We start from the raw sequence: 18,671 nt of genomic DNA, 5'->3' as shown, positions 1-18,671 counted from the left end.
TTTTTAATTAAATATAAATAAAATATATTAAAATAATATAAAATTGCTTGATATTAAGTTAGAGTTAAAATATTAATTATTATATAAAAATTGGGATTTAAAAGTTAATATGGTGACAAAATTATGATATAATAAAGAAAATATAAAGAATTAATATTATCAACAAGTAAACAATAATACTTTAAAGGCATTATTAAAGGACAGCTAAAGGGTTAGAGAAAGAAAAGACATAAGAAGGGTTAATAATAAAGAAGGGATATGAGAAGATGTATTATTTAAATGCAACTTATTTTTTGGTGTGGAGATGGAAAAATGAAGGGGAAAGATATACATATTTTACAGAGAATGCAGTTTATGATGGTATTAATAACAAAATTAGCCCGTAAAAAGATTAAAGGCACAGGGATCGGAGAATTATTGAGGTGTGATATTCACAAAAAGTGTGCATCATGCCTGTTTTTTATTATCAAATAGTTTGACAAAAAATAAATAAGGTGAATATTTTAGGACATTAGTAAATAGATTTGTTAGAGAATAAAAATTACTTGTATATAAATGAGACATTAAAAGGAGTAGGGAGGAAAGAGATGAAAGGACATTTTTACAAGAAACTAATGTATGGTATGGATTTAGTAATGATTAACGTAGCTTTTATAGTGACATTATTTTTGGGTTTTAATGGGAGTATTTCAGCGGAATATAAGTCATTGTATATGAAAAGTGCATTAGGGCTAACTATTATTTTATTTGGAACATTTTATATCTTAAAGGTATATAAGAATTTGTGGCACTATATTAGTTTTAGAGAGATGTGTGTACTAGCAATAGCATGCTATATAGGAGATGCTTTGTTTATACTTTTAGGAATAATTGGCCAAAAGATGTTTCCAATATCAATTTATCTTATTTATCCATTAGTATTACTTGCTTTTTTAGGAGGAATTCGCTCAAGTTATCGTGTTTATAAAAGGATAGATAGCATAAGACGTAGAGAAAAGGCTACTAAACGTGTTATGTTAGTGGGAGCAGGTGAAGCTGCTACATTTATTATAAAAGATTTTGAAGTCAATAAAGGCATTACAGAAGAAAGAATAGTACTTTGTGTAGATGATAATCTTGAAAAACAAGGATTGACTTTAAATGGTATTCCAATTAGAGGTAAAATAGAAGATGTAGCAGAACTTGTAGAGGAATATGAGATTGATGAGATTATCATTGCTATTCCATCTGCCACATATACACGTAAAAATGAAATTATTAGAATTTGTAAGAATACTAGGCGAGTAGTTAAGATTTTCCCAGGAATAGAAGCACTTTTAAATGAGCCTCAACAGTTTAGTACAATTATTAGAGATGTACAGCCAATAGATTTATTAGGTAGGGAAGAAATTCAATTTAACAATAAGAAGTTAAGACAAATCTTAAAAGGCCGTACGATTATAGTAACAGGTGGTGGTGGAAGTATTGGCAGCGAATTATGCCGTCAGATTGTAAGTTTTAAACCACGTTTACTTGTAATCTTAGATATTTACGAAAATAATGCTTATGATTTACAAATGGAACTTTTACAAAATGGTATTCCTAGAGATATTATACGTGTAGTGATTGCATCTGTAAGAGATCGCAAGAGAATTGATGAAGTGTTTGAAACTTATAAACCTAACATTGTATTCCATGCAGCAGCTCATAAACATGTACCACTTATGGAAGATAATCCAGAAGAAGCAATTAAAAATAATGTTTTTGGTACTTTTAATGTAGCACAGTGTGCAGTGGCACATAATGTAAGTAAGTTTGTACTTGTTTCAACAGATAAAGCAGTTAATCCAACCAATGTAATGGGGGCTACAAAACGTTTATGTGAAATGATTATTCAATCTATTAATGAAACAACTAGTACCACAGACTTTGTGGCTGTAAGATTTGGTAATGTATTAGGTAGTAATGGCAGTGTTATTCCTTTGTTTAAAAGACAGCTTGCAGCAGGGGGACCAATTACAGTTACTCATCCAGAGATTATCCGTTACTTTATGACAATTCCTGAAGCTGTAAGACTCATCTTAGAAGCTACTTCTTTTGCAACAGGTGGTGAGATCTTTGTATTAGATATGGGGCAGCCAGTTAAAATTTTAGATTTAGCTAAGAACTTTATTAGACTTTCAGGCCTTGAGCTTGATAAGGATATTAAGATTAAGTTTACTGGTTTAAGACCAGGAGAGAAACTTTATGAAGAGCTTTTAATGGCAGAAGAAGGTTTGACCAAAACAAGTTCTGATAAGATTTTTGTGGGTAAAGCTGGAGAAATTGATTTTGAACAATTAAGCAATTATTTAGAAGAATTAAAAAGTGTAATAGTTAATAAAGAAGATGTTCGAAAAGCATTAAAAAGTATTGTACCAACTTATAGGCAATTAGAATATGATACAGTTGCAGCAAGTAAATAAGTGCAAGAAATATAGAAAATAAAGATGATAACATAAAATTAAAGTGTTATAATAAATTAAATTTATGTATAAAAAATATCCCTCTGCAATGAGTGAAGGCTCATTAAAGGGGATATTTTAGAGTGTGCCAAATTTATTAAAACATAAATGTAAAACTTAATTACATTTATGTTTTAATAAATCTTTTAAAAAACGGATATGGTATTTTTCATCTTTAACAATACGCTTTAAGATATCTGTGATATAACAGTCTTTAATACATTTGATGTGTTCTTCATATTGTCTAATAGTAGTATGTTCGCCTTCAATATTTGCATTAATGATTTCATCATAATTGTAAAGTACTTTAACATAGTTAGGTGACCAATTTTTACCGCAGCCATGTTTACGTGCTTTGAAATCAAGTCTGCCACCAAGAAGGACAATGAGTTCACCAAGTTTTTGAAGGTGAATCATATTTTTTACGAGGACAGCTTTCTGCATAATTAGATTTATGAGCATAGTGATTATTAGATTTATCTTCAGTGTAAGATTTTGTATTACGGCATGGTGCATAATTGTTACTTTGGTGATTTTTTTGTGTTATAATTACATTTTTGAGATTTTATTCTCTCAGCGCCCCACTTAAAAGTAATTTTACTACAATATATTAAGGAGTCGTCCAATTGGACACTAATAAATATAAAAATTAGCGAAAGAAGGAACAACATGTTAGCAGCAATTAGAAATAAGCTTTATGATGCTTCACAAATTGATATCAATAATAAACTGTTTACCAATAAAGCACTGTGGGTATTATTAATCCCTATTATGGTTGAACAGCTTTTAAATTCATTTATGGGTATGGCGGATACAATGATGGTAAGTTCGGTAGGCAGCGCAGCCATTTCAGCAGTATCACTAGTAGATTCTATCAATGCATTAGTTTTACAAGTGTTTTCAGCCATGGCAGCAGGGGCAGTTATTGTATGTTCGCAGTGCTTAGGCAGAGGCGATGAGAAAAGATGTAATAAGGCAGCAAGGCAAGTGGTTTTAGCGATGCTTGTGATTTCAGTTAGCTTGATGCTGATTGGTATAGGAGCAAGGAAGCCACTATTACATATTATTTTTGGAAATATAGAAGCAGATGTAATGGATAACTCTATGATCTATTTCTTGATTTCAGTTGTTTCTTATCCATTTATGGCGTTATTTAATGCAGGCTCAGCTTTTTATAGAGCTAGTGGTAATTCTAAATTTCCTATGAAGGTTTCTATTTTATCTAATATCTTAAATATAATAGGGAATATGATTTTAATCTTTGTATTTAAAATGGGTGTAGCAGGGGCAGCGTTATCTACATTATTATCAAGAGCTTTTAATGCTATTATAATCTTTTATTTTTTACGTAAGCCGAAGCAGGCTATTGTAATAAAAGACTATTTTAAAATCAGGCCTGATTTTACGCTTATTGCGACGATTTTAGCCATAGGGGTGCCTTCTGGTATTGAAAATGGTATGTTTCAATTTGGTAAGTTAATGATTCAATCTACAGTGTCAGAATTAGGAACAATAGCTATTGCAGCACAGGCTATGACCAATATTTTAGAAAATGTAAATGGAATTGCAGCTGCAAGTATAGGTATAGGTTTAATGACAGTTGTAGGACAATGTATGGGTGCAGGGCGTAAAGAAGAAGCCAAATATTACATAGTAAAATTAACAGGATATGCAGAAGTTGCAATTATCATATCTTGTTTAGTTGTATTAATTATTACAAAGCCGGTTACAGCACTTGCTAGAATGGAAGCACAGAGTGCTAGAATGTGCTTTGAAATGGTAGTTTTCATTACAATAACGAAGCCAATTTCATGGGCATTATCATTTATTCCAGCTTACGGTATGCGTGCAGCAGGAGATGTGAAATTTTCTATGATTTTATCTAGTTTAACGATGTGGTTTTGTAGGGTAGCACTATGCGTTTACCTCTGTAAAGTTTGGGGCTTTGGGCCAATTGCAGTATGGATTGGCATGTTTGCTGATTGGACTATAAGAGGCATCTTATTTACACTTAGATTTTTAAGTGGGAAATGGGCGGAACATAGTATCATATAATAAAAAGTACTTTTACAGATTTTATATTGTAAAAGTACTTTTTTATTATAATATTTCAAATAACTGCAAAACCTATATAAAGAATATAATCTGTAAATAAAGTAGGGTGCGCAAGACCGAGATATTAAAGTATTTGTCAGGTGTAAACATAGGTGATTAATTAGAAGATTTTAAAATAAATATTTAAATTTAAAATTAGAACATTAAATTTAGTATAGACAAAAGGTCTACTTTCCATTAATATAATTAATACATTAATAAGCACATCGTATAACGTTGAAAATATGGTTCAACAGTTTCTACCAAATCACCTTAAATGATTTGACTACGATAGATTTGGCAGTACCAATGCAGGTATTTAAACTATTTCTATTGAGATACGGTGCAACTTATATGACGCAGGAAAATATTCTAAAGACATCAGAGACGACATAGGAGATAAGCACATGAAAAAGAAACTAACTAAAGTATTAGCAGCAACATTAGTAGCAGTAACAGCCCTTACAGGATGTGGCAGTGCAGGTTCGGAAAATGCTAGTGGCGCTACATCTAACGTAAAAATTGGTATGGTAACAGATATGGGTTCAATTGATGATAGATCATTTAACCAATTAACATGGGAAGGAATCCAAAAAGCTGGGAAAGATTTTGGTGTTAAATCTAAATACTTAAAACCAACTGGTACAACAGAGCCAGAATTAATGAAAGAGCTCGGAAACCTTTATGATGGTGGATTTAATTTCATCGTTGGATCTGGATATAAATTTGCAACACCAATGTATGAAGCACAAACAAAATATCCAAATGCTAAATTTGTTATTACAGACTCAACTATTTATTCAGCATCAGGTGATGTAAAAGTAGCTGATAATTCAGTTGCAGTTGTATTCAAGGGACAAGAAGCTGGATTCCTTGCAGGGGTTGCAGCAGCAGTTCAATTAAAAGAAGCAAATGCTGGTTTCATCGGCGGTATGGAAAGTGATGTTATTCAAAGCTTTAACTGGGGATATCAACAAGGTATTGCATACGCTAATGAAAATTTAGGAACAAATATTAAAGTAGAAGATAAAAACTTTATTTATCAAGGAACATTTACAGATTCAGCTGCAGGACAACAACTTGCTGCTCAAATGTATGACAGAGGTGTAGATGTAATCTTTAGCGCAGCAGGTGGCGTTGGTGCTGGTGTAATTAAAGAAGCTAGAGAAAGAGCAGCAGCAGGACAAAAAGTATGGGTAATTGGTGTAGATGCTGACCAATATAATGATGGTATTTATGAAGGCCAAAACTCAGTAGTTCTTACATCTGCACTTAAAAATGTAGGTGTAGCTGTATATGATACCATCAAACTTGATGTTGAAGGAAACTTCCCAGGTGGACAAACATTAGAATATGGTTTAGCAAATAATGGTGTAGGTCTTCCAAGCGAAAATCCTAACTTAAGTGAAGAAACAATTAATGCAATCAATACAGTATATGAAAAAGTTCAAAATGGTGAAATTAAAATTTCAGCAACTGGTGAAGGTTTAATTGCATAATAGATAGATTAATGAAAGTGCCGCAAAGTCTTGCGGCACTTTTTTAATTTTATGAGATATAAATATATTTAAGTTTTAAGGAGAATAGTAAGTATAGTATAATTTAGAAATAGTATTTAATTGATAAATTAAGTATTGCTGTAACTATAGCAGGAACTTTAATCATATAAACTCTACGGAGCGTTTATTGTATAAATGGTATTTACAAGTTATGCTACATATAAGGGAGGGAAACTAAGATGGATTGCATAAAGGTAGGTAAATTAATTTATAGTTTACGCAAAGAAAAGAATATGACACAAAAACAAGTGGCAGATGCAATGGGAATTAGTGATAAAACATTTCGAAATGGGAGCGTGGACTAGGATGTCCAGATGTATCTCTGCTTAGTGAACTTTCAAATGTATTAGGCGTAAATGTAGAAAAGATATTACTAGGAGATTTAAAGCCTAATGAAGTAGATGGAGGAAATATGAGAAGAATTAAATTTTATGTATGCCCTAACTGTGGCAATATTATTAATAGCACAGGTGAAGGTGAAATTTCATGTTGTGGCAGAAAGCTTATACCACTTGAAGCACAAAAAGTAGATGAAGCACATGCATTAGAAATAGAGGAAATAGAGGATGATTATTATGTTACATTTGATCATGATATGACAAAAGCACATTATATTTCATTTGCAGCTTATGTTTGCAGTGAACGTGTGCTAATTATCAAACTTTATCCAGAACAAAGTCCTGCTGTAAGATTTCCTAAAATGCAAAGAGGGACACTTTATTTTTATTGTAATAATGATGGATTTTGGAAACAAGACATTAGAATAAAGTAAAGTACAAGAGGGTGATATCTAAATTATTTTAGGTATCATTTTTTGTACTTGTTTTATATGATAGTATTAGTAATTTTTATAGTATTTTTACAAAAAATAAGATTACAAATAAAGAATATTTTTTTATAAAAAACTGTTAAAATTGTATAGATGATAAAATTAAGTATGCTAAACTAATACAAGAAATACATAATAATTATTCATCTTATACGTTTTATATTTATAAAAAATAAGATGGTGTATAGTATTTTTAATAAAAGTTAAAGTAGTTTGGCACTTAAGAAGGGGGAGAAGAATGTGAAATTAAGTAAAATGTTAAGGGGAAAAAAATGGCGTGTCGTTAAGACAGGATGTTTAGGAATTTGTCTTGCAATAGGAATGGGAGTAGAAAGTGAAACAGTGTGGGCATCAGCATCTTCAGATAATGGAAATGGTACATTTACAAATCCAGTGATTTATGCGGATGTTCCTGATGATAGTATCATTCGTGTAGGAGATACGTATTATATGGCAAGTACTACAATGCATTTATCACCAGGATGTCCAATTATGAAATCTAAGGATCTTGTTAACTGGGAAGTTGTAAATTATGTATATGATACTTTAGCAAGTAAAGAAGATACTAATTTACAAAATGGTAAAAACATGTATGGAAAGGGTTCTTGGGCAGCTAGTTTAAAATATAATAAAGGAATTTATTACATAAGTTTCATGTCTTATACAACTGGCAAGACATATATTTATCAAACAAAAGACATTGAAAATGGTGAATGGACGAAATTTGAGATAAATGGTTGCTACCATGATATGTCATTATTATTTGATGATAATGGTAAAGTGTATATGTTATATGGTAGTTCAGATATTAGATACATAGAATTAAACTCAGATGCCACAGGTATTAAAATGGGTGGAGCAAGTGGTTTATTATTTAGTGGAAAAAATTTAGTAGGAAATAGTTTGTTTGAGGGAACACAAGCTATTAAAGTAAATGGCTATTATTATGTGTTTAATATTGCGTGGCCAAGTGGCAAACCTCGTAGTCAATATGTAAGTCGTAGTAAATCTTTAAATGGCCCTTGGGAATCAAGAATTGTTTTACAAGATAATTTTGATAATGTAGGCGGTGTCGCTCAAGGTGGCATTGTGGATACTGAAGATGGCCAATGGTATGGATTATTATTCCAAGATCATGGACCAGTTGGACGTTGCCCAATATTAGTTCCGGTAAATTGGGTAAATGGTTGGCCTATGATGGGAACTAACGGCAGGGTACAAAAGACAATGAATAAACCAGCAAGTATAAGTAGTGAAAAAGTGATTGTAAAATCAGATGAATTTAATGGAGATAGTGGAAAGACATATAAATCAGGATTAGATCTTGTATGGCAATGGAACCATAATCCTGATAATAATAGTTGGTCTTTAAAAGAAAAACCAGGTTGTTTAAGGCTTAAAACAAGTGGTATTACCAATTCACTTACAAGTGCAAGAAATACTTTGACACAAAGAACATATGGACCAACATGTTCAGGAAAAGTAGCTGTGGATGTAAGTAATATGAAAAATGGAGACGTAGCAGGTCTCGCAGCATTTTCTTATAAATATGGTTATGTAGGCATTAAGATGGAAAATGGTGTAAAGAAAATTGTTATGGTAAATGCTTCAAATAATTCAATACCACAGGAAATAGAAAGTGTAAATTTAAATTCAAATAAGGTTTATTTTAAAATTGATTTTAATTTTGAAGGTGGTAATCGTGCTAATTTCTATTATAGTGTAGATGGTGAGAATTGGAAGAAAATTGGAAATAGTTTAAGCATGGAATATACATTAGACCACTTTATGGGATATCGTTTTGGACTCTTTAATTATGCTACCAAAACAACGGGTGGTTATGTAGATTTTGATTACTTTAGAGTATCAGATGAATTAAAAGGTGCAAATACAGAAAAAGAAGAAACAAAGCCACCAGTAGTAGTAACACCAAGTACAAACTATGCCACATTAAAAGATGGTTGGTATTATATTAAAAATACAGGTTCAGGAAAGTATCTTCAAGTAGCAGGGGATAAAGGTGGAAATGGTGTTAATGTAGAAATCGGCACGGGCACAGGTAGTACAGGTCAAAAATGGTATTTAACTAATGTAGGTAATGGCTACTTTACATTAAAAAATGGTCATGATTATGCACTTGATTTAGTATATGGAAAAGATGAAGATATGACTAATATTCAAGTTTATTCACCAAATGGAATGGATGCACAACAATTTAAATTATTGCCTACTGATAAGGCTAATGTTTATGGTATTGTAACAAAAGCATCAACAGATGTAAGAGGATTGGATGTAGAAGGAAGAGGCGTAACAGATGGGGCTAATGTTATTCAGTATCAATATAATGGAGCCTCAAATCAGATATGGACTTTAGAAAATTGCGAAGTATCAGGAAGCGGTAGTGAAGTAGTTAATCCAAATCCTAGTGAGGAGCAAAAACCAAGCCAAGGAGAAACTTTAAGTGTGAAAGTAACCTCAGATTGGGGAAGTGGTGCTGTAGGAGATATTACGCTTACAAATACAACAGGAAAAGATTTAAATGGTTGGACTTGTACTTTTACAACAGATCGTCCAATTACATCTATTTGGAATGTGGAACTTGTAAGTAAGGAAGGAAATACATATACTGTTACAAATCCAGCATGGAAGGCAAATTTGGCAAAAGATGAAAGTTATACATTTGGTTGTCAATTAAGTAATGGTGATGGAGATGTTAAAGTTACAAATGTTTCTTTAAAATAGTTGTAGCATACAAGGGATACATAAGATGTTAGTATAATTAAATAAAAAACAAAAAAGAACAAAAAAATATACATAATTATTAATTGAAATTATTTAATTAAATTCAAATATTGAAAAAATTAATAAAATATGTTATATATAATATTAAGTATTATATTAAATGCTTAATATTTTATATAAAATAAAAGTAAAGGGGATGGAAATTATGTTTACATGCACAAGAAAAAGTACTTTTAGTAAAATTCTTGTATGGTTAATGGCGCTTGCAATGGTTATTACCATGATACCGTCTATTGACCTCTTTGCAGCAAGTGATGTTAATGTTAATTTATCATCACAAAAACAAGTGATTCGTGGCTTTGGGGGAATGAATCATCCTGTTTGGATATCAGATTTAACATCAGGACAACGTGAGACAGCATTTGGAAATGGAACTAATCAATTAGGCCTTTCTATTTTAAGAATCCATGTGGATGAAAACAAAAATAACTGGTCTAAAGAAGTAGCAACAGCTAAAGCAGCTGCACAAAAAGGAGCAATCATATTTGCTTCACCTTGGAATCCACCAAGTAGTATGGTAGAGACATTCACACGTAATGGTAAACCTAATCAAAAAAGACTTAAATATAGTCAATATGGTGCATATGCGCAACACCTTAATGATTTCGTTACATATATGAAAAATAATGGTGTTAACTTATATGCTATTTCTGTTCAAAATGAGCCAGATTATGCAGATGAATGGACATGGTGGACACCACAAGAAATTCTTAATTTCATGAAAAACTATGCAGATTCAATTAACTGTCGTGTTATTGCACCAGAATCATTCCAATACTTGAAAAATATGTCAGACCCTATCTTAAATGATGCAAAAGCACTTTCAAATATGGATATTTTAGGTGCACACTTCTATGGTACACAAGTATCTCAAATGCCATACCCTCTTTTCCAACAAAAAGGAGCTGGTAAAGAACTTTGGATGACAGAAGTATATGTTCCAAATAGTGATGCAAACTCAGCTGACCGTTGGCCAGAAGCAGTACAAGTTTCAACGAATATTCATAATGCATTAGTAGAAGGAAATTTCCAAGCTTACGTATGGTGGTATATTCGTAGAAGCTATAGCCTTATGAATGAAAATGGAGCAGTTACTAAACGTGGTTATGCTATGGCACAATATTCTAAATTCATCCGTCCAGGATATGTAAGAGTTGATGCAACAAAGAATCCAGACACTAATGTTTTAGTATCTGCTTATAAAGGTGATGATAAAGCTGTTATTGTAGCTATCAATAAAGGTTCATCAGCAGTTACTCAAAAATTCAATGTAAGTGGCGGTAATATTGCTACTGTAGATCGTTACAGAACTTCAGCTAATGAAAACTTAGCTAAAACAGCTAATCTTGAAACATCAGGAAATGGTTTCTGGGCACAACTTCCTGCAAATAGTGTATCAACATTTGTTTGTTCATTAGGAACAGAATCACAAACAGGAACAGTTACTCCAATTCAAACTCCAACACCAGTACAAAGTGCTACAGTTAAAGATGGTTGGTACTATATCAAAAATACAAATGCACAAAAATATCTTCAAGTAAAAGATAATAAAGGTGCAAATGGTCAAAATGTAGAAATCAGTACTGGAACAGGTGTAGCAGGACAAAAATGGTACTTAACTAATGTAGATAATGGTTATGTGACACTTAAAAATGGTACAGGATTTATGTTAGATGTAACTTATGGCAAAGATGAAAATGGTACAAATATGCAAGTATACTCAGCTAATGGTGCAACAGCTCAACAATATAAATTAGTTAGCACAGCACAAAATGGAGTATATGGTATTTTAACAAGATGTTCAAGCGATACAAAAGGATTAGATGTAGAGCAGAGAGCAATAAATGACGGTGCTAATGTATTAGAATATGCTTATAGTGGTGCATCTAATCAGACATGGGTATTAGAAAGCTGCGATGATAAAAATATACAAGAAGGAACAACAACAGAAACTAAACCAGTTAGTGATAATGCAGTTGCTGTAAAAGTTGTATCAGATTGGGGCTCAGGTGCTACAGCTGAGATTACAATTACAAATACAACAAATAGCACATTAAATAACTGGACATGTACATTTACAACAGATAGACCAATTACAGCTATCTGGAATGGGACAATTGCAAATCAAAGTGGTAACACATATACAGTTACTCCACCAAGCTGGCAAGCAAGTTTAGCTCCAGGTGAAAGCTGTACATTAGGTGGACAATTAGGAAGTGGTCCTGCTAGTGTAACAATAAGCAACGTATCAATAAATAACAATAATATTCCATGAGCATTAAGGGATATTGCAGAAGTTTATTTTGCAATATCCCTTTTTTATATGTTAGTGAATAAGGATGCATGAGATTTATAAAAATAATCATACTAATAATATTGTTTAATTTAAAGGATGCAAAACTAGAAAGAAAGTGAGAGAATATTTATGAATCCCTTTTTAGAAAAACCAATGAAGTTAAATAAATTATTTAAGGATTGGTGCAGCATTTATCCAAAACCTTATAACAAAAATGAAGTAGACCCATATACAAAGACACGTATTATTTTAATGAATGGTACAGAATTTGAAGCTGTATGGTTTTCACATCAATTTTCCCGTCATTGCACTAATAATGATTTAAGGCGTGCTATTGTAGCTACAAGAAGAAGTGAGCAACAACAACAAAAAATTATAGCTACACTTAAACCAAGGGATGAAACAATTCTTGAAACAACTATAAGTTATGAACAGTTAGCAGTTGATTTAACTGCAGCTCTTGCTAAAAGGGAACCTGATAAACATGTAAAAATGGCATTAGATTTTGCACTACTTGAAGATTTTGATCATCTCTATCGTTATTCGGATTTGCTAGAAATGGAACGTGGCATTAAGGCTGAAAACTTAGTGGGACATTATACAGAGATTACACCAGGAAGACCAACTATTGCCCACCATCGTTATCCAACAGATAATATTCGAGCTTATGTAGATTATTGCAAAGCTGCACCTATTACAAAACTTAATGTAGGTATCATTACAGCAGCAGAACAGCAAACAATGAATTATTATATGAATGTGGCAGGTTTCTATGATACAGATATTGGCAGAAACTTATATCAAGAAATTGCCTAGTAGAAGAAGAGCATGTAAGTCATTATGGCAGTTTAATGGATCCTAAACTTACATGGTTGGAAAATTTATTAAATCATGAGTATACAGAGTGTTATTTATATTATTCTTGTTATGAAGATGAAACAGACCTTTATATTAAAAAAATATGGGAAGAACATTTTTGTGAAGAAATCACACATTTACACCAAGCAGCTGATCTTCTCAAACAATACGAAGGCAAAGAGTGGCAACAAGTTATACCAGATGGCAATTTCCCAGAACTTCTAAAACTCCATGAAAATAAAGAATATGTACGTAATATCTTAAGAGATACAGTACAACTTACTTCTGTAGAAGATGAATATATTAATATCGGAGAATTGCCTCAAACAGCCCTATTCTTTAATTTCCAAGATATAGTGAATAAAAATGTAGCAGAAGAACCAGGTCATAAAGTCATTGCAGATTATATAGATAAAAAACAAATGGATTATCGTTATGAAGATAAAGAAAATCCTATTGAGCTTTTACGAGATAGAAAATGTGATAATACAAATGTAGGAAGACGACCTATATAAGAGGAGATGCAAAGGGGCCGTTAGGGTAGTGGAGGAGCGCAAATTACTCCACAGGTAGCCTTCACCCAACCACTACCCTAGCTTTCTTTGATCACATATAGGCTTAAAAAGAGAAAAGTTAATTAAGTGACTTTGCTAATTGAAGTGTAAAGATTGCACTGAAATTGAAGGTGTAATGATAAGGGGAGAAGAAGATTTAATTACCCATATTGCACTACAGCATTGAGAAATAACAGTTGCTAAAGTTGCCTCTTTAACGCCTAGATGCATGATAAAAATAAAGATTGGGTCTAAAATAATATTAATAACTGCACCAATTAAAACAGAAAGCATGGCAATTTTAGCTTGTCCTTGACAAGTAATGAACATATTGAGTCCTACAGAAATTAGGATAAAAGTGTACCCCCCATAAATAAATACTTAGATAATCAAGGGCATAAGGAACGGTTTCATCACTTGCTCCAAAAGCATAGAGAATAGGGGCTTTGTAAAGCATAAAAAGGTCATTAAAGTAATGGAAATAAAACATAGAAGTATAGAACTATTACCTAAGACCTTTTCAGCTTCTTTGCGATTGCCTTTACCAAGTTCAATTGCTGCTAGTAGTGTACCGCCACCGCCTATAAAAGAACTAAAAGCTGAAACAAGCATTAAAATAGGAAAACAAATCCCAACGCCTGTTAAAGCCTTGGTGACTACTTCTAGAATATGTCCAATGTACATACGGTCTACGATGTTGTATAAAACGTTAACGATTTGGGTAATAGCGACAGAAATAGCCATGCTAAGTATGAGCCTGCCTAGTGGCAAGTTTATCATCATGATATGTACGCATAGATTCAATCTCCTTATGAATAAAATTATAGTATATGGTAGCATACAAAAAGAATATGCGTCAATTTGTAGAATAGTACATAAATGTAAAGATAATTTAATGGTAAATCTATTTTTTTATGCTAAAAAATGATATAATATAAGCAGAAAAGTAAAAGCTCGTACTAGAATGGAGGTCATAAAATGAAGACTATTATTGTGCCTAAGGTAGCAAGCATTATTAGGGATAATGTTACAACACAAGAAATTGAAGAGTACTTCAAAGCAGGTGGCAAAGCACCATCTATTAAAGAACAACTCATATTAAAGGCTTTTGAAATTACACAAGATACAAAGATGTTCTTTGAAACTGAAGATGTAATTTTATTATATAGTAGTGATAAAACAGGAACATATTTAAGCTGTTTTAACAAAAAAGCAGAGGAGACATCTGTTGAAATTCCGTTATCAGCTATGAAATTAGAAGGTAAGTACATAGCATATTGCGTACTTACATCGGAAGAGATTAGTGTAGATGATGTACTGAGCTTACAAATTCCAGATGGGGGTGTACTTTTAGTAAAGCTTTTAAAAGAGGACTAAGGGTGAGAGTTTGTGGTATAAAAGACTATGGTGTAAACCATGGTCTTTTTTATAGCTTATATTTTAGATAGGAGTAGATATATGAAGAAGAGTTATTTAAAAAATGGTTTAAAAGATGGTGTGCCTATTTGTTTGGGATATTTCGCAGTATCTTTTGCATTTGGGATGGTTGCTAAGGAAATGGGACTTAGTACTTTTCAAGCTGTCTTATTGTCTATTACCAATGTTACTTCAGCGGGACAATTTGGTGGGCTTAATTTAATTGCTATAGGAGCAGGGTATTATGAAGTAATTTGTACGCAGATTATCTTAAATTTAAGATATTCATTAATGTCTTGTTCACTTTCGCAAAAGCTGGATTCGAGTGCAGGACTTGGGCATAGATTACTTGTAGCCTATGGAGTAACAGATGAAATTTTTGGAGTATCTGTGAGTAGAGAGGAAAAGATTAGTCCTTATTATTCTTATGGATTAATTGTGATTTCTGTATTTGGATGGGTACTAGGCACATTCTTAGGGGTAGTATCAGGAAAGTTTCTACCAGCAAGTATCAGTAGTGCATTAGGAATTGCTTTATATGGCATGTTTTTAGCGATTATCATACCACCTTCTAAAACAAATAAAGTGATATGCGGTGTAGTCATAATAAGCATGATAGGCAGCGTATTATTTAGTATATTACCTTATTTAAAAGAAATTTCATTTGGCTTTAGAATTATAATTTTAACTTTAATAATCGCTGGTATAGCTGCTTGGCTTTTCCCAGTAAATGAAGAATATAAGGAGGAAACAGCACATGCAGCATAATGTTTACTTATATATATTTGTGATGGCAGGAGTAACTTACTTGATTCGAATGTTACCTTTAACACTCATTCGAAAAGAGATTACAAATACTTATATTAAGTCATTTTTATTTTATGTACCCTATGCCACATTAGCAGCTATGACCTTTCCAACAATTTTAACATCTACGGAAAGTCCTATTTCAGCAGGGATTGGATTTGGCGTAGCACTGATTATGGCTTTTTTAGAAAAAAGTTTATTAATGGTAGCTGCAAGTGGCTGCATGGTTGTATTTATCGTGGAAAGAATTTTAGGGTTATAGAATATAACTTGTCTTAACATAAGATTATTAATAATTGCATATTTTTTAATAAAAGTAGTTGCAAATCAAAGTGAAATAGTGTATTTTAAAAGTATGTTCTGTATGACTGGCGGATAAGTGGGAGTACCCACAGGGAGTACAGATTATTAGAAGCCGACCGCCTGGGCACCATTTATTTAGGGTATCCAGGTTGTCGGCTTTTCGTATACTTATTTGCAGCTCTTTGAAAGAAACAACCTAGGTATATCACTTAATAAGGAAATGCATATTAAGAATGATTAAAAGGAGAATGAAAATGATCGCATTAGAACAAGAATTAAAAGCAAACCCATATCCAGGTAGAGGTATTGTAATTGGTAGATCAGCTGATGGCAAAAAAGCAGTAACAGCTTACTTTATCATGGGTAGAAGTGAAAACAGTAGAAATCGCGTTTTTGTTACAGAAGGTGAAGGCATCCGTACAGAAGCATTTGACCCATCTAAATTAAGTGATCCAAGTTTAATCATTTATGCACCAGTACGTGTACTTGGCAATCGTACAATCGTAACAAATGGTGACCAAACAGACACAATTTATGAACTTATGGACAAAGAATTTACATTTGAAGCAGCACTTAAAACACGTGAATTTGAACCAGATGGTCCTAACTATACACCTAGAATTTCAGGTATTATGCATATTGAAAACGGAAAATATGATTATGCAATGTCTATTTTAAAGAGCAATAACGGTGATCCATCTTGTTGTAATCGTTATACATTTACATATGATAATGTAAAAGCTGGAGAAGGACGTTTCATCCACACTTATAAATGCAATGAAAATCCACTTCCAAGCTTCGAAGGAGAACCAAAACTTGTAGCAATCGATAAAGAAATCGATGAGTTCACAAATATGTTATGGGAAAGTTTAAATGAAGAAAATAAAGTTTCTTTATTCGTAAGATATATTGATATTGAAAGTGGCGAATATGAAACACGTATCATTAATAAAAATAAATAGTATTGGGTTGTGCCGGTGGGTGGGTAACCGTAGATTAGTCATTGAGGAGCATGGTTAAGTGGCATATTACATTTTCCTTAACACTCCCTTCGATTGAATGTTAGATAAAATGTAATCACTTAACCACACCCCACGAGAGGTCGGTTGCAGCAGCGAGCCCACGGCACAAATGCTAGCTAGAGTGGATGTGAGAAGTGAATGAAGCCACTTTTCTAATTGGAGTAGTGAATTTGAGATGAACGAGAATGTTTGAATAGTGAGTTATATGAGAAACGAAAGAGTAAGATTTGAAAAACGTATAATTTGATGAAGAAAAAATGAGTATTTGTGTGATTTGGAAATAGAGATGTTCGTGAGTTAATAACATATAAGTGATATGGAGGATTTTTACATGAAAGAATTAGAATTAAAATATGGTTGTAACCCAAATCAAAAACCATCTAGAATTTTTATGAATGATGGAGATTTACCTATTGAAGTTTTAAATGGTAAACCTGGTTATATTAACTTCCTTGATGCTTTCAATGTTGGCAGCTTGTTAAGGAATTAAAAGAAGCTACAGGGCTTCCTGCTGCTACTTCTTTTAAACATGTATCTCCTGCTGGGGCTGCTGTTGGATTACCTCTTAGTGAAGTTGAAAGCAAAATTTATTGGGTAGATGATCTTGGAGAACTTTCTCCACTTGCTAGTGCTTATGCAAGAGCTAGAGGTGCCGATAGAATGTCTTCATTTGGTGATTTCATTGCTTTATCAGATGTATGTGATGAAAGTACTGCTAAAATCATTGGTAGAGAAGTATCTGATGGTGTCATTGCTCCAGGATATACAGCAGAAGCTTTAGAAATCTTAAAAGCTAAGAAAAAAGGTACTTACAACATTATTAAAATCGATGAAAATTATAAACCAGTACCTATTGAACATAAAGAAGTATTTGGTATTACTTTTGAACAAGGACGTAATGAACTTAAAATTGATAAAGAATTCATTAGCAATATGGTAACAGAAAACAAAGAAATTCCAGAGCTTGCTAAAATTGACCTTATCATTTCTTTAATCACATTAAAATATACACAATCTAACTCAGTATGTTTCGCTAAAGGCGGTCAAGCGATTGGTATTGGTGCTGGTCAACAATCTCGTATCCACTGTACACGTCTTGCAGGAAGTAAAGCTGATAACTGGTATCTTCGTCAATCTCCACAAGTACTCGGTTTACAATTCGTAGATTCTATTCGTCGTATGGATAGAGATAATGCAATTGACCTGTACATTGGAGAAGATTATATGGACGTTTTAGCTGATGGCGAATGGGAAAAAATCTTCAAAGTTAAACCAGCAGTATTCACAAAAGAAGAAAAACGTGCATGGCTTGATGGTATGACAGAAGTAGCTTTAGGTTCAGATGCTTTCTTCCCATTTGGTGATAATATTGAACGTGCTTATAAGAGTGGTGTAAAATATGTAGCACAACCAGGTGGTTCTATTCGTGATGATCAAGTTATTGATACATGTAATAAACACAATATGGCAATGTGCTTTACAGGTATTCGTTTATTCCACCACTAGACAATACGCAAATAATTGACTATAATATTAGTAATTAAAAATTGCATATAACATTTAAGACCAGTAGGCAAATGCTTATTGAATAAGAGTGTGACAAAGGTCGCATGAAGGGGTACACCACCGCGGGTGTAGTATTCTTTCG

Annotated in this window: 14 protein-coding genes, 2 pseudogenes and 2 riboswitches; of the genes and pseudogenes, 13 read left to right on the top strand and 3 right to left on the bottom strand. The window is 32.6% G+C overall.

The genetic code is table 11. The features are described from left to right. Positions 1 to 587 precede the first annotated feature (587 nt). Complete coding sequence (locus tag JCM14822_RS10885; protein ID WP_054742299.1) at positions 588 to 2,444, top strand: polysaccharide biosynthesis protein; 1,857 nt, start codon at positions 588 to 590, stop codon at positions 2,442 to 2,444. A 156-nt stretch (positions 2,445 to 2,600) separates the two neighbouring features. Here the strand turns inward: JCM14822_RS10885 and JCM14822_RS10880 are convergent, their stop codons facing one another. Beyond that, on the bottom strand, positions 2,601 to 2,900 hold the full coding sequence (locus JCM14822_RS10880; RefSeq protein ID WP_172674812.1) for a ferritin-like domain-containing protein: 300 nt from the start codon (positions 2,898 to 2,900) through the stop codon (positions 2,601 to 2,603). Positions 2,901 to 3,152: 252 nt separating this feature from the next. On the opposite strand from JCM14822_RS10880, the gene JCM14822_RS10875 reads away from it, so the two are divergent. From JCM14822_RS10875 to JCM14822_RS23890, 7 genes and pseudogenes are all read left to right on the top strand, one after another. After that, a complete protein-coding gene (locus JCM14822_RS10875; protein ID WP_054742296.1) occupies positions 3,153 to 4,538 on the top strand; it encodes an MATE family efflux transporter in 1,386 nt (461 codons plus the stop codon). Between the two features lie 246 nt (positions 4,539 to 4,784). Beyond that, positions 4,785 to 4,886, top strand: a riboswitch (purine riboswitch). A gap of 98 nt (positions 4,887 to 4,984) precedes the next feature. Then, the gene (locus tag JCM14822_RS10870) at positions 4,985 to 6,076 is read left to right on the top strand and encodes a BMP family lipoprotein (protein WP_054742290.1); all 1,092 of its coding nucleotides are present in this window, start codon (positions 4,985 to 4,987) and stop codon (positions 6,074 to 6,076) included. Positions 6,077 to 6,315: 239 nt separating this feature from the next. Then, positions 6,316 to 6,908, top strand: a pseudogene (locus JCM14822_RS24530) (helix-turn-helix domain-containing protein). A gap of 297 nt (positions 6,909 to 7,205) precedes the next feature. Continuing rightward, positions 7,206 to 9,707 carry a beta-xylosidase family glycoside hydrolase gene (locus tag JCM14822_RS19355; RefSeq protein WP_083461392.1) on the top strand — a complete coding sequence of 834 codons (2,502 nt, stop codon included), beginning with the start codon at positions 7,206 to 7,208 and terminating at the stop codon, positions 9,705 to 9,707. Between the two features lie 205 nt (positions 9,708 to 9,912). Continuing rightward, the gene (locus JCM14822_RS10855) at positions 9,913 to 12,042 is read left to right on the top strand and encodes an RICIN domain-containing protein (RefSeq protein WP_054742288.1); all 2,130 of its coding nucleotides are present in this window, start codon (positions 9,913 to 9,915) and stop codon (positions 12,040 to 12,042) included. A gap of 150 nt (positions 12,043 to 12,192) precedes the next feature. Then, positions 12,193 to 12,879, top strand: a complete 687-nt coding sequence (locus JCM14822_RS23895; RefSeq protein ID WP_330377465.1) for a hypothetical protein — start codon at positions 12,193 to 12,195, stop codon at positions 12,877 to 12,879. Positions 12,880 to 12,914: 35 nt separating this feature from the next. Next, positions 12,915 to 13,436: a hypothetical protein gene (locus JCM14822_RS23890; RefSeq protein ID WP_330377464.1), complete on the top strand. Its 522-nt coding sequence runs from the start codon at positions 12,915 to 12,917 to the stop codon at positions 13,434 to 13,436. A 135-nt stretch (positions 13,437 to 13,571) separates the two neighbouring features. Here JCM14822_RS23890 and JCM14822_RS10845 read toward each other — a convergent pair whose 3' ends face one another. Beyond that, complete coding sequence (locus tag JCM14822_RS10845; RefSeq protein WP_054742286.1) at positions 13,572 to 13,805, bottom strand: MATE family efflux transporter; 234 nt, start codon at positions 13,803 to 13,805, stop codon at positions 13,572 to 13,574. A 51-nt stretch (positions 13,806 to 13,856) separates the two neighbouring features. Then, entirely contained in the window at positions 13,857 to 14,219 is a 363-nt protein-coding gene (locus tag JCM14822_RS19350; RefSeq protein ID WP_172674811.1) for an MATE family efflux transporter, read from the bottom strand. A 234-nt stretch (positions 14,220 to 14,453) separates the two neighbouring features. On the opposite strand from JCM14822_RS19350, the gene JCM14822_RS10835 reads away from it, so the two are divergent. The 5 genes and pseudogenes from JCM14822_RS10835 to JCM14822_RS10815 all read left to right on the top strand — a co-directional run bounded on the left by JCM14822_RS10835 (position 14,454) and on the right by JCM14822_RS10815 (position 18,529). Further along, positions 14,454 to 14,852 (top strand): hypothetical protein, encoded by a 399-nt coding sequence (locus JCM14822_RS10835; protein WP_054742283.1) that lies wholly within the window; start codon positions 14,454 to 14,456, stop codon positions 14,850 to 14,852. Between the two features lie 81 nt (positions 14,853 to 14,933). Further along, complete coding sequence (locus tag JCM14822_RS10830; protein WP_054742282.1) at positions 14,934 to 15,659, top strand: AzlC family ABC transporter permease; 726 nt, start codon at positions 14,934 to 14,936, stop codon at positions 15,657 to 15,659. After that, positions 15,649 to 15,960 carry an AzlD domain-containing protein gene (locus JCM14822_RS10825; protein WP_054742277.1) on the top strand — a complete coding sequence of 104 codons (312 nt, stop codon included), beginning with the start codon at positions 15,649 to 15,651 and terminating at the stop codon, positions 15,958 to 15,960. The genes JCM14822_RS10830 and JCM14822_RS10825 overlap by 11 nt, the downstream gene beginning before the upstream one ends. A 92-nt stretch (positions 15,961 to 16,052) precedes the next feature. Continuing rightward, positions 16,053 to 16,134, top strand: a riboswitch (ZMP/ZTP riboswitch). A gap of 115 nt (positions 16,135 to 16,249) precedes the next feature. Beyond that, entirely contained in the window at positions 16,250 to 16,963 is a 714-nt protein-coding gene (locus tag JCM14822_RS10820; RefSeq protein WP_054742275.1) for an IMP cyclohydrolase, read from the top strand. Between the two features lie 391 nt (positions 16,964 to 17,354). Then, positions 17,355 to 18,529 (top strand): annotated as a pseudogene (locus JCM14822_RS10815) (phosphoribosylaminoimidazolecarboxamide formyltransferase). The last annotated feature ends 142 nt before the right edge of the window (positions 18,530 to 18,671 follow it).

Source organism: Cellulosilyticum ruminicola JCM 14822 (assembly GCF_001311925.1).
GTDB classification, from domain to species: Bacteria; Bacillota; Clostridia; order Lachnospirales; family Cellulosilyticaceae; genus Cellulosilyticum; species Cellulosilyticum ruminicola.
The sequence above is the reverse complement of the archived record's forward strand: the minus strand, read 5'-3'. Positions and strand labels throughout refer to the sequence as shown.

What these genes read in the sequence shown, in the direction of transcription:
- JCM14822_RS10835 (WP_054742283.1), top strand. Translation starts at nt 14,454, where the DNA reads ATGAAGACTATTATTGTGCCTAAGGTAGCAAGCATTATTAGGGATAAT.
- JCM14822_RS10880 (WP_172674812.1), bottom strand. Translation starts at nt 2,900, where the DNA reads ATGATTCACCTTCAAAAACTTGGTGAACTCATTGTCCTTCTTGGTGGC.
- JCM14822_RS10845 (WP_054742286.1), bottom strand. Translation starts at nt 13,805, where the DNA reads ATGTTCATTACTTGTCAAGGACAAGCTAAAATTGCCATGCTTTCTGTT.
- JCM14822_RS10820 (WP_054742275.1), top strand. Translation starts at nt 16,250, where the DNA reads ATGAAAATGATCGCATTAGAACAAGAATTAAAAGCAAACCCATATCCA.
- JCM14822_RS23890 (WP_330377464.1), top strand. Translation starts at nt 12,915, where the DNA reads ATGGATCCTAAACTTACATGGTTGGAAAATTTATTAAATCATGAGTAT.
- JCM14822_RS19350 (WP_172674811.1), bottom strand. Translation starts at nt 14,219, where the DNA reads ATGGCTATTTCTGTCGCTATTACCCAAATCGTTAACGTTTTATACAAC.
- JCM14822_RS10885 (WP_054742299.1), top strand. Translation starts at nt 588, where the DNA reads ATGAAAGGACATTTTTACAAGAAACTAATGTATGGTATGGATTTAGTA.
- JCM14822_RS23895 (WP_330377465.1), top strand. Translation starts at nt 12,193, where the DNA reads ATGAATCCCTTTTTAGAAAAACCAATGAAGTTAAATAAATTATTTAAG.
- JCM14822_RS10870 (WP_054742290.1), top strand. Translation starts at nt 4,985, where the DNA reads ATGAAAAAGAAACTAACTAAAGTATTAGCAGCAACATTAGTAGCAGTA.
- JCM14822_RS10855 (WP_054742288.1), top strand. Translation starts at nt 9,913, where the DNA reads ATGTTTACATGCACAAGAAAAAGTACTTTTAGTAAAATTCTTGTATGG.
- JCM14822_RS10825 (WP_054742277.1), top strand. Translation starts at nt 15,649, where the DNA reads ATGCAGCATAATGTTTACTTATATATATTTGTGATGGCAGGAGTAACT.
- JCM14822_RS10875 (WP_054742296.1), top strand. Translation starts at nt 3,153, where the DNA reads ATGTTAGCAGCAATTAGAAATAAGCTTTATGATGCTTCACAAATTGAT.
- JCM14822_RS10830 (WP_054742282.1), top strand. Translation starts at nt 14,934, where the DNA reads ATGAAGAAGAGTTATTTAAAAAATGGTTTAAAAGATGGTGTGCCTATT.